Source organism: Paenibacillus sp. F411 (genome assembly GCF_017582705.1).
Lineage (GTDB): Bacteria > Bacillota > Bacilli > Paenibacillales > Paenibacillaceae > Paenibacillus_AQ > Paenibacillus_AQ algicola.
On sequence record NZ_JAGFIP010000011.1, the window covers coordinates 16980 to 29077 of the forward strand.

The window sequence follows — 12098 nt, forward strand, 5'->3', positions numbered from 1 at the left end:
AATTACACTTTATGTGCCTTCTTTTTATTAAACACCCAATATCTTGAGAGTGAATAATTAATTATCGGTACAACCATTACGGCAATTAATTGTCCTAACATATATGAATAATGAAGAACATTAACCATCATGTACATAATGAGTATATTGACTAATAATCCGTAGGAGCAGGTAATCGTGTATTTCAAAAAACGGTTTACTCCTTCGCCTCTATTCTTAAACGTCCAGATTGAGTTCAATTTGTAGGATATTACTAGTGAAAAAACAAAGCCTATAACAGTTGATAAGACTGGTGATAAATTCAGATACTCTACACAAGCTGCAAGAATAACTGTATGCACGAGTGTACCAATTGCACCAACTATACCGTACTGAATAAAATTAAATAGAACATTTTGGCTTCTTGAGAGCTTTAAAAGTAAATTTTTCATTGTTTTTCCGATTTAAAATTTTCTTTTTTTAGAGTATGTAACTCTTCCTTCAACAAACCGATTTCTTGAGTCAACTTTCTAGTTTGATTGGATAGTTGTGAGATTATAACCGTACAATTGTATAAGATTACAAACACCACAATAAAAGAAACCAAATAAAGAGCATTCACCGGGGTCTCAATGTAGATATTATTGGAAATAACAAACAATATTTCGGGAAATACTGAAAGTAATAATGACACCAGAGATAGTAGTAGCCATAGGAGTGTGTATTTAAGTTCAATCTTATATTTTCGTATATTGTTCAGCAAGAAAAACAAAAGTCCTATATTCAGCATTACAAGCAGTAATTGAAGATTAGTTGATATCATGTGCTTTCTACAATCTCCTTATTAGTAACTCTAAAATAATCAATTAGAATAGCTAACGAAACCTTAACCATATAATATGCTGCCTTTGCTTTATTAATAGACGATATCCCCATTTCTCGACTATTCATTACTACAGGCACCTCAACTACTCTTTGTTTGGTTCTTATCAATGTAACTATTGTTTCTGGCTCCGGGAAGTCGGTTGGGTAAGTTTTAGAGAACAATTCTATAACCGATTTATTACAGGCTCTAAATCCGGAAGTCGGATCTGTGACAACTTGATTAAGTAGCAGCTTTATCAAACGACTAAAGTGTTTAATACCTACTCTTCTTACAAAGCTTGATTGAAATCCTTCCATAGTGATATATCTCGATCCAATAACCATATCAGCTTGGTCTTCAACGAGCGGCTTAATGACATGAGGTATATACTCTGGATTATGTTGTCCGTCACCGTCAATCTGGATTGCGATATCATAGTTGTTTTTAGCTGCAAATTGATATCCTGTTTGCACTGCCCCACCAATCCCCAAGTTATTTGGCAAGTCAATATATTTCACATTATGCTCTATGCACACTTTGACAGTTCTGTCTGTCGAACAATCATTGATTACAATAACATCCACGTTATGATGCGATAACTTTTGCAAGAGAGTCCCTAAATTCCCTTCTTCGTTGTATGCAGGTATTATTACCAAAGTTCTCATTATCAGATTCTCTCCTATTCAATTAATACATTTGTCATTGATAATTGACGCGATAAATTGACCATGGATCAACCTCATCCTTATAAACTAATTGTACATCTCCATTGTCTAGAAAAGTAGAAGGTACAGGGAGCATTGTAAATATATATTTTATTTTTAGTTCACGTACGGTTTCTATTGGTATATAAATAATCCGGTTTGTACCATTAACCTTAGTACTTCTTTCATGATCTAGAAGTGAGAACTCAAGTTTCTTTTCGGTTAGACGCATATCGATGTGAGCAAATTGATTCCACATATCGATGTATTCATGCTTCTTATCAATTATGGTCATCATTTCCCAATCCGGGTAGTAATAAGTTCCAGTTGTTCTTGCCACCCCTTGGGCTGTAACTAAGTTTGAAATTGTTGGACTACCACTTACCATCCATCTTCCGTTATCTTCACGATCAATTTCGCGAATTTCCACCATAGCTGTTTTTTCAAACATTGAATCTAATCCTTGAGTGATAGGATTAACCATACATGTGGTTAATACTGATAAAAATGCAAGAATAATTGAAAATTTTCTCACTCTGTTTTTTCCGCCATTTAGAAGTAGATAGCCCATAAAAGATAGTAGCATAACAGATAGTATCATCAGTATTGTGCCTATTTGAAATGACTTGAAGTAGTTAAATACATTATTACTGTTAGTCATAATACAGAGCGTGAGAAATCCAATAACTCCAGATAAGATACTGGCTGATTTTTTAGTATAAGAAACAAATTTCTTTTCCAGTAAGGGTAATAGACTAATGATTAACAAGGTAAATCCAAATCCTATTGCATAGGTAATCCTTACTGGATAAGTAAAACTAAATAAGGTAAGTTTATTGAAAACTGGCATTTGTGGGAGCCATGAGACTATCCACAATAGCATGGATGCTCCAAATAAAAGCAAAGGAAGAACCACTTCCTGAGATCGCTTCTTCGCAATAAGAAGCACAATCAGAATTACAAAAGGACTGAATGTATAAAACTGACTTATTTCACTCGAGTTTAGAAAGTCTGGTTGACGGACAATAGCAGTAAACACATTAACAAACTGATACAATTCATAATCCCACGGAAGAGGTATCCAAGGTCTGTTTGAGCCCGGATAGATAGTATTCATTATTGTATGAAGGGCTGGACTAGATTTCTTATAGAAATAAATAATTATACCTGCCAATGGAATCATTGCTATAACATACTGAAGAATCCTTTTAGGCGCAAAGGGTCTACTGTCTTTATTTATCATAAGAACATAAATTAAGACTGCTAAAAAAATGTATGCTAGAGGAACCTGAGTTGCCGGATACATCGTTAGGGTGTAGACAAGTGCGAAGAATGCCACACCTATAAGAGAGAGCGCTTGAATATATCCTTTATTAGACTTTAAGTACTTATTCAATAAAACTATGGCAAATTGGCCGCTCATTAGCATTAGCATTAATGCTTGTGAAAGCCACCATTGAACCGGCGGGGCAAAAATTATTGCAACTGCACCCAATACAGCATACCTATATCGCTTGGTGAGAAGATACGCCATTTCAAATGAAGCCATAAACAATAATATTATTCTAGAAACCCAGTAAAATGAAAAAGCATAATCCTTTGGCAGAAATAGAAATCCCCATAAATCAGGACGCGCAGTGATAACTACGTCCTTAACAGGCGCAAAAGCCGAGACCACCATATCATTTCCGTTAAAACTTAGGTTTTTATTAAAGTAAGGCATCTCAGTTCCACCCATAATTTGCGCAAAATAATAGGGTTTTTCTGTGGCCCATTCATCACCACGAATTCCTTGGGGAATTCCTAGCAGCGTACTCCTTTCGTATTCAGATGTGTTACCTTGGAGCATGTTATCGTAAAAGCCTAAAGAGGAACCCGTAAATCGTCCAAGCACTAGGAGAACTAGCAGCAGTATTGCCAGACCATAACGATACCGTATTGCACGTCTTGTTCCCAAGAATAATATTAGACCAATAATAAAGAAAAAAATAAAAAAGAAATAAAATCTTTCAAGTGACATATACTTTGCCGCTGAAAAGTATCGAGATAAAGTATCTAAATTAAGTTTTTCTGAAAATATAGCAACTCCTCTTAATATAATGATGTCAAATACAAATGCTGATAAGGAGGAGTATACTAGCACTAAAAAAAGTCCAAGTGCTTTTTCAAGCCGACTTTTCCCGTTTTTGATAATTCTCCAGCTTCTAATTTGGATTCCGACTATGAACGTTGAAGTAAATGATATCAACCACCAAGTATACTTCTTAAAAGTAACAGCTAGTGATATGGCGATTAAAATAGCCTCTAAAAAAATGACGTCTCCTCTGGGAGTAGATGATAAATCACTTAAAAGATTAAGGGAGTACATATGCCCGTCAGTTCCAGTAGTATCAAACTCGACCACTCCGTTAATAACTCGATAATTGCTTATTTCGTTAGTATGATTAAATTTATTTATAATATCTTCACCTATTAAAGTTGATTTCTTAATAGGTGAAGTGAAAATTGTCATAGAATAAATTTCAAATGATGCAGGTACAGTTCCAAAATCGAGTCTTACCTTGTTCAAATACTCTATTGGAACCTTGTAGGTTATAGTGTGAGTGCCTTGTCCTATCAGCGTTTTATCTGATAGCATATTTGAATCATCAAATGGATATCCTTCCACGGACTTATTATCATAGAAGAAGATTACTGGAGTGCTATCAGTATGAGTACTTAACACTATTTCAATTGAAGGTTTGAAGAAACCGAACAAAAATACATTACACATTAAAAATGATATTAAGAAGACGAAGACCTTTATACCTGCACTTTTAAATTTATTCATTGTACTGGCTCCTATACAATTGTACTGATCGGACAAAGTCAAACTGTTTTTTTGATTTTCCTCCAGGATTTTGATAAGAAACTTTTAAAACCCTCTGAACGAATTATCCGGATTGACTTCGAGAGAACGTTAACTGACTTGCCAGCGGTGTTTCCTTTGCCAAACCTTTTGCTGAAGAAGGCATTACTATATTCAAATGGATCCTCTAGACTAAACATCACTTCATAATCCTTACGGTAAGCTTCCCTAACAGTGTTATCCACTTTTTCTCCTGAATGATAACTACCATAAGTCCAAGGAGTCTTTGAAATAAGATCAGAATTATTAGAGTCGTGTATTTCAGAATATTCTGAATAAAGTTTCTTAAAAGGATGATCTCCTTTAGGCAACCATTTATTCATGCACATTTCAGCAGTTGCTCCATATCCTGAGAAATGGATAAACCTTAATGGATCTCCTTTAACAGCATATCTGCCGTTATTCTCAGTCATCCCGCAATCTAACAGTGACCAAGGAGCAAAGTCATAACCGCGATGCTTGAAAACTTCTACATCAAAAAAGCAAGGGGCCAAATCAACCCACTTCTGATCGGTAAAAATACCTTTTTGTATATCATCATAACAGTATAGATACAAACGCTCAGACCACCAATTAATAAACCGTTGGGCCTCCTCGCTTCGATTAACTGCTAAAAACCCCAAATTATACACTCCGTGAGCTGTACTCGATAGTTCCATGTCAATATTTCCAGGGTCGAGCAAATGAGGACACAATACAATAGGGCGGGATTCTAATACAGTCTTTAATTCAATGAAATCAGAATAAACATAGATATCAGGGTCCAAATAAACAAATTGCTCTTCGTTTGGATACTCATTATATAAGTAACGAAAAAACTGTCCTTTTACAGAAGTTGAAGCTTCTACAATAGAATGTTTGAAAATAAACCGATCAAAATTGCCTTCCCATGCATCTTTCGACAAAATAACTTTGTCAAAATAAGAGTAATCGAATTGCTCCTGCATTTCCCTTTCCGTTAAACAAACTACAAAGGTTGCATCTGGTATATTATCTTTGACTGACTTCGCCAACGTTCTTGCTTTATGTAAATAGTTAGCACATATTGATGTAAAAATGATCATAAGTTTGCCCCTCTTATTTCATAATAAATTTTTTAATAATTAATTTAAGAATAGGAATACGCTTTATTTTTTCCAGAATTAAAATACTTTCCTGTAGTGCTTTGTTCATAAACAATTGTTCAATTAAAGCATCCCGCAGCGCTATTGCATACTGATCCTTATATTTTTCATACAGCCTGGGATGGTGATAATAAATTTCCCGATAGGTGCTCTTCACAACACTCGGGTTGGTCATAAACTCCGTTGTACGTGATGAAGGTTTGATTCTATAATGAAATAGCACTTCAGGAATTTGATATATCTCTCTTCCGATTTCAAGTATGGAAAGCCAAAAGTCATAATCCTCCATACCGTGTTCCATGGCTGTATTAAACCCACCAACGGTTTCCCAGTCTTCTTTTCGAAACAAAGCTGTTACAAAAACTATATTATCCAACAACATAGTATTCAAGGAATATTCTGGAAGTTCCCATCTGCCGCTTTTCTCACCAAATAATTGAGCATAACAATAAACAACACCGATGTTGGGATCTCCTTCCATTATACTTACAGCCTTTTCTATGTAATCGGAATCTATTTTATCATCAGCGTCGAGTGGTAATATATACTTCCCAGATGCTTGAGTGATACCTTTATTTCTAGCCCCGGCCGGCCTCAGTCGATTTGATCTTACAAGCTTAATATTAGACCCAGAAAGTTGATCTAATATTTTAATTGTGTCCTCTTGATCAGAACCATCATCAATAATAACTAATTCTATGTCTTTATATGTCTGATTGAATACTGATTGTATCGCTTCTTCAATATACTCCCCATCGTTGAAACAGGGCATAATAATGCTCACTTTACTCATCTTTTGCCCTCCTGATATTTCGACCATAAAGTAAGACTTTGGCTGCCGTTTTAATCCGCTGTTCTTTCATTTGTTTCAACATTTGTTCTAACTCTTCTTGTGCCTTGCATAACTCTACGTGTAACTCATTTACTTGCTGCACCTTTGAATCTAACGTAGCTTTTGCTCTTTGGAGTTGATCTTCTGTCTCTTTTAGTGCGTTTTGAGTGTTTATATATTGAGTTTTCACTTCTTCTAGTTCACTTTGAGTGATACTGTTTTCTTCCTCTTTCTTTTGATATCCCTCAGTCCAATCTAATATTTCACATAGAAATACAATAGTTACATGCGAAGCATTTGAAAAATTTCCTAGCAGTTCAAATTGCGGGTCAAAAGTAAAAAATTTGTAGCTATTGTCTCCCAGAATTTCATCTGCATTAATAGGTTTAACATCCTCAAACTCACCATCTGTTTCCACTTTCAATATTTGAATTATACTAGCTGAACCCTCAAGTGGGTCCCATCTAAGTTTAACGACATTGCAGAATTGTTCTTTACTAAATGTAACACTAAGACCATGATCAGTATAATCAGCTCTGGAAATCTCATAATGAGAATCGGAAAAGCCTGCTCCCAAATCATAAAACAATGTGCTATGAATTAAAGATTCCTGCATCTGGCGAATTTCTGTTTTTTGGAAATCTAGAGGTATCGTATCTTTAGCCAAGAGATGAAGATTTTTTATTCCAACGTACTCATCAGCAAAATGCTTCTCCCAGATTTTAAAACAGTTTTCCGTTTCCTTATTGATCCCAACCAACTCAATTAATGTCGGTTTCAATATATCATCAAGCAAAACATGCTCACTTACTAACTGCTGTAACATTCTCCATAATACAAACTCTAAAGGTGTCTCACAATTTATATGCCATTCGTAATCAATAACTTGATAAGAATCTTCCAATAAGAAGATATTACCCGCGATTAAATCAATATTTGAGTTTCTTCTCCATCTCAAACTTTCTGAGGGCTTTTCTGTTCCGAAAATTTGAATGAACTCATCCGAAGGCTCTAAACTTCTCTTTTCTATCAATCCATATAAAGTCTCTCGAAAGTGTATGATTTTAGATATACAGTATGACTGCTCTTCGTTAGAGGCATACTCTAGAAGTTCTTCTTGGAGATTTCTTCTGGATATAAACGGAAAGCAAAGTCCTTTAGAGTTCATTTCACCATCTATATTTTTAATCAGCCCAGAATCGTAGGGGTAATTGCTATAGTTCTCCATTCTAAGAATATGTTTCTCAGCCGAAGGGCTTGTAGCTTTTTTGATAACACTTGTTTGAGATGAATTGAAGTAGGTACATATTCTAAACGATTCATTTCGATTCGTACTTAGCTTAACATAAGAGATATCCTCCGAAATATCACCGGATACCTTGGATATTTCCACTAGAAATGAGTTTGAAAATTCATTCATTCTTCCCATTTTCATCAATGAACGATATACCTGTGCCTCTTCGAATGTTTTCACTCGTGACATATCAAGCGGATATGCTGGGACGGTTGGAAACCTACTATTAACAGTTTGGTCCGTGAAAATTTCTAGTGGGAATTTATAGTCAGGATAGGGATAATAAAATTTGGCGGCATGCAAATTTGCCATTTGTATCTGTTCTATTAACTCTTCCTTCGTAAACGTTCTTACCTTTTCTTGATGAATGTATCCATTAATTCCTGAAAAATATTCACCTGTATGATCCTCTTTAGAACCTGCAAAGTACTTTAAACCAAATCTATTCTCAATAGCAAGAAGCATCTTTCCGTTATCTTTCAGGAACGCTGATGATCTCACTAAGAAATCTCTGTATGGATTTTGACTGTCTATCATATATTTTGCGTATTCTAAAACTCCATTTATAATGACATAATCAAAATTTGAATCGATAGGAATATTATTGAAATCTCCAACTATTATTTCTAAATTTTCATATTTTCGATGACGTTCGAAGTTAATTTGGGCACGCTTTTTGGTCAACTCAACAGCAACAACATTACTTGCTTTTTCACAAAACAATCCTGTTAGAGCACCGCAACCTGCCCCAATTTCTAATATCGAGCTATCTTTATTAAATGGAAACCAATTCAATATATTATGGCGTAGATGTGAAAAGTGATAAACAACAGGCCACCTTCCGTCCTTAAACCAATCGCATTCGCCATCTATCGCAAGCTGAAGCAGTTCATTCTCAACATCTCCATCAGAGTATGCTTCATCAACATTTTGATCGTAATAATCAAGATTTAGCTTAGCCACCCAACTTCATCCCCTATATTATTAATATTAGGCATACTTTGAGTTTCGCCTTTTTAAAGATGACTCCCCAGGTACACCAATATCATAATGAGTTTGAATATCACAAATAATGTCTTCTTTTACTGCAAATGATTTGATTGAAGTATACGCATCAATTTCGGTTAAAAAAACACGATCATCAATATGTGAAAGGGAGTAAGGTACACCCTTTAGTTTCAACTGGTCATAAATATCCTCATTTTCTGTTTCTAGCTTACTAAGATCGCGAGCTCGGATTAGTCTAGGAGCAATATCTGCGGAGCCATTCTGATATACACTGATATAATAATATGAGCCAGCCTTAATAATATCGTTCATACCTTGCAATTCGAACGGGACCTTATATTCAGCAACATTATCAAAGGACAAATCGGATGATTTGACAACAATGATCTTCCCAGGCCCTGAGACAAGGAATAATTCCCCATTAATAAGACTAATGGATCTTACATAAGATTTTTCGAGACTTTTCAACTTCACTATTTTTTCAATTTTCACTTGCTTGTCTGTATTCTTTAACACAAACACTTGTTGTGATGATGCAGCAATACCATAAAAACGTTCATATACAGAGTCGTAAACTATTTTATTGGGTTGAATCCCAACTCCTTGGATAGTTTGACTTTCTATGAATGTAGTGCCTCTTTTTCTGAAGACCTTTATCGCATTATTCTCTGTATCCTCCACCAAAAAAACCTCTCCATCTGTTGCTAAAGAATGGGGGTTGTTAAAATCACCTCGAAATGCCCTCCAATTACTTATTGGCTCAGTTAGATTGTTGTTATAAATAACTCTATGATGCCAACAATCAACTATAAAGTAGTGACTACTATGTTTCGTTATGTGTGTAGGCGTATAAAGTTTGTCTCTATAAGAACCCAGCATATCGGAATCTTCTTTAGACAGACCATTAATTTGATTTAAGTAAGCATCGCAGACTTCATCAGTATCACCAATCATCATTAATTTACCATGATCTAGCCATACAACCTTAGTACACATCTGCCTAATCTGTTCCATGCTGTGCGAAACCAATATTACAGTTGCACCACCGTCCATTAGTTCCTGCATCCTATGATTACTTTTCTTTTGGAAATGGGCGTCTCCTACTGATAAAATTTCATCTACAATTAAAATATCTGGATTGACTAGAGTAGCAATAGAGAATGCCAGTCTCATAATCATTCCAGAAGAAAAATTTCTAATTGGAACATCCATGAACTCGTTTAACTCAGCAAACTCAACAATTTCTTTATATTTGTTAGTTAAATACTGCTTTGAATATCCTAGTATTGCACCGTTCAGGAATATATTTTCTCTTGCCGTTAAATCCATATCAAACCCTGCGCCTAGTTCAAGCATTGGGGCTATCGTACCCTTTATTTGCACGTCGCCCTTGCTAGGTGACAGAATACCAGCTATTATTTTCAACAGTGTGCTTTTACCTGCACCGTTGCTACCTACAATTCCTACAACTTCTCCTTTCTCAATTGAAAATGAAACATTATCGATCGCTGTGAAGTCTTTATATTCAAGTTTCCCGCTGAGCTTTTTGACAACAAACTCTTTTAAACTAAGTATTTTGTCATTCGACATGCGAAACTTCATCGAAACATCGTTCAACTCTATCAAAATGAAATCGTCTCCTTACAAATGCAGAATAAATTTATTCTGAGTCCTATTGAAAACTAGTGTCCCAATCAAAAGAGAGCCAAGAGCAAAGATAGCACAATACAACCACGCTTTAGGATCGGGAAAACCACCATATAAAATTATTACTCTTATAAACCTTATGAAGTGATACATTGGATTGAATTCTAATATCGATGCCATATAAGAAGGCAAGATGCTCTCAGGATAAAAAATTGGAGTTAAATAAGTCCAAATAGTGATTACTATACTGTATAAAAATTGTGTGTCTCTAAAAAAGACCATGACAGCTGATAAAAAAAGAGACACTCCCAAAGTAAAGATAAATAAGCAGCCTACAGCAAACACCATAGCAATATGTGATAAATTAATAGTTATTCCTTGCGATATAATAACTATGTATAACGCTAACAAGGACAACATAAAATTAACTCCGGAAGATAACACTCTCGATAAAGGATATATATATTTGGGGATATAGACTTTGTTGATCAGTGAAGCATTTTGTAAAATGCATGTCATTGATTGGCCGGTCGCTTCTGACATGTAGTTAAACATTACAATACCGCTCAACAAGTAAACTGCATAATTGGGAATATCAAAGCGAAAAAGAGTTGAAAACACTAAATATTGAACTACCATAATTAGTAACGGGTTTAACAAGCTCCATAAAACTCCCAAAATTGATCTTCGATATCGGGTTTTGAAATCTCTTTCCACCAACTGTGAAAGAAGAAAGCCATACTTTCTATATATATTAATTGTATTTTTTATCATTAGCACTGCTTCCTCATTTATTTGATTTATTAATTTCTAATTACTACACATTGGAATTGGCTATATCAATAAGGTAAGCGCCGTAATCAGTCTTTAGTAGAGGTTTTGCCAACTCTATTAACTGCAGAGCATTGATGTAGCCCATTCTTAAAGCAATTTCTTCAATGCATGCTATATAAAGCCCTTGCCTCTTCTGAACCGCTTCAACAAAATTACTCGCTTCAAGCAATCCTTGATGGGTACCCGTATCCAACCAAGCCATACCTCTTCCAAATAGTTCAACTTTCAAGTCGCTGTTTTTCAAATAAACCTGATTAACTGAAGTGATTTCTAATTCACCACGTGGCGATGGCTTTACCGATTTTGCAATATCCACAACTCTATTATCATAAAAGTACAAGCCTGGTATTGCATAATTAGATTTTGGATTCGTTGGTTTCTCTTCAATTGAAACAACTCTATTGTCTGAATCAAACTCTACAACCCCATAATCCACAGGGTTCTTCACATAATATCCGAATACCATAGCCCCTTCTTGCAAAGAGAATCCCTTTTTCAACACTTCGCTAAACCTTTGTCCATAGAATATATTATCTCCTAAAACCAGACAGACATTGTCATTCCCTATGAATTCTTCTCCTATTATAAATGCTTCTGCAAGCCCCTTTGGTTCGTATTGTATGCGATAAGAAAAGTTCATTCCTAGCTGTCTACCATCTCCGAAGAGTTCTTGAAACATGGGCAAATCGCGTGGAGTAGAAATAATCAGAATGTCTCTAATACCCGCTAACATTAATACAGATAACGGATAATATATCATTGGTTTATCATATATAGGCAGCATTTGCTTGGAAACACCTTTAGTAATTGGGTACAACCTTGTACCAGATCCCCCAGCTAGAATTATACCTTTCAAATTTTATTCATCCCTGTCGTTTATATATTTAATGTTAATTTACTGAG

General features: G+C 35.2%; 10 protein-coding genes. All 10 read right to left on the reverse strand.

Going from position 1 to position 12098, the window contains the following annotated elements; translation table 11 throughout:
- Positions 1 to 2: 2 nt before the first annotated feature.
- From JJQ72_RS20875 to rfbA, 10 genes are read right to left on the reverse strand one after another with little or no spacing between them, the layout of a single operon-like run.
- Positions 3 to 431: a GtrA family protein gene (locus JJQ72_RS20875; protein ID WP_208203875.1), complete on the reverse strand. Its 429-nt coding sequence runs from the start codon at positions 429 to 431 to the stop codon at positions 3 to 5.
- A complete protein-coding gene (locus tag JJQ72_RS20880; protein WP_208203876.1) occupies positions 428 to 802 on the reverse strand; it encodes a DUF2304 domain-containing protein in 375 nt (124 codons plus the stop codon). The genes JJQ72_RS20875 and JJQ72_RS20880 overlap by 4 nt, the downstream gene beginning before the upstream one ends.
- A complete protein-coding gene (locus JJQ72_RS12440) occupies positions 799 to 1509 on the reverse strand; it encodes a glycosyltransferase family 2 protein (protein ID WP_208203877.1) in 711 nt (236 codons plus the stop codon). Before JJQ72_RS12440 ends, JJQ72_RS20880 begins: the two co-directional genes overlap by 4 nt.
- A 34-nt stretch (positions 1510 to 1543) precedes the next feature.
- Positions 1544 to 4378 carry a DUF7657 domain-containing protein gene (locus JJQ72_RS12445; RefSeq protein WP_208203878.1) on the reverse strand — a complete coding sequence of 945 codons (2835 nt, stop codon included), beginning with the start codon at positions 4376 to 4378 and terminating at the stop codon, positions 1544 to 1546.
- A 38-nt stretch (positions 4379 to 4416) separates the two neighbouring features.
- Positions 4417 to 5520: a hypothetical protein gene (locus tag JJQ72_RS12450; RefSeq protein WP_208203879.1), complete on the reverse strand. Its 1104-nt coding sequence runs from the start codon at positions 5518 to 5520 to the stop codon at positions 4417 to 4419.
- Positions 5521 to 5533: 13 nt separating this feature from the next.
- Positions 5534 to 6373 (reverse strand): glycosyltransferase family 2 protein, encoded by an 840-nt coding sequence (locus JJQ72_RS12455; RefSeq protein WP_208203880.1) that lies wholly within the window; start codon positions 6371 to 6373, stop codon positions 5534 to 5536.
- On the reverse strand, positions 6366 to 8669 hold the full coding sequence (locus JJQ72_RS12460) for a methyltransferase domain-containing protein (RefSeq protein ID WP_208203881.1): 2304 nt from the start codon (positions 8667 to 8669) through the stop codon (positions 6366 to 6368). The genes JJQ72_RS12455 and JJQ72_RS12460 overlap by 8 nt, the downstream gene beginning before the upstream one ends.
- Positions 8670 to 8696: 27 nt before the next feature.
- Entirely contained in the window at positions 8697 to 10340 is a 1644-nt protein-coding gene (locus JJQ72_RS12465; protein ID WP_208203882.1) for an ATP-binding cassette domain-containing protein, read from the reverse strand.
- Positions 10341 to 10355: 15 nt separating this feature from the next.
- Positions 10356 to 11135 (reverse strand): ABC transporter permease, encoded by a 780-nt coding sequence (locus JJQ72_RS12470; RefSeq protein ID WP_208203883.1) that lies wholly within the window; start codon positions 11133 to 11135, stop codon positions 10356 to 10358.
- 43 nt (positions 11136 to 11178) lie between these two features.
- Positions 11179 to 12051, reverse strand: coding sequence for a glucose-1-phosphate thymidylyltransferase RfbA (gene rfbA, locus JJQ72_RS12475; protein WP_208203884.1), 873 nt, complete (start codon positions 12049 to 12051; stop codon positions 11179 to 11181).
- Positions 12052 to 12098 lie beyond the last annotated feature (47 nt).

Coding starts and splice junctions, on each gene's coding strand:
- JJQ72_RS20875 (WP_208203875.1), bottom strand. CDS start 431: ATGAAAAATTTACTTTTAAAGCTCTCAAGAAGCCAAAATGTTCTATTT.
- JJQ72_RS20880 (WP_208203876.1), bottom strand. CDS start 802: ATGATATCAACTAATCTTCAATTACTGCTTGTAATGCTGAATATAGGA.
- JJQ72_RS12440 (WP_208203877.1), bottom strand. CDS start 1,509: ATGAGAACTTTGGTAATAATACCTGCATACAACGAAGAAGGGAATTTA.
- JJQ72_RS12445 (WP_208203878.1), bottom strand. CDS start 4,378: ATGAATAAATTTAAAAGTGCAGGTATAAAGGTCTTCGTCTTCTTAATA.
- JJQ72_RS12450 (WP_208203879.1), bottom strand. CDS start 5,520: ATGATCATTTTTACATCAATATGTGCTAACTATTTACATAAAGCAAGA.
- JJQ72_RS12455 (WP_208203880.1), bottom strand. CDS start 6,373: ATGAGTAAAGTGAGCATTATTATGCCCTGTTTCAACGATGGGGAGTAT.
- JJQ72_RS12470 (WP_208203883.1), bottom strand. CDS start 11,135: ATGATAAAAAATACAATTAATATATATAGAAAGTATGGCTTTCTTCTT.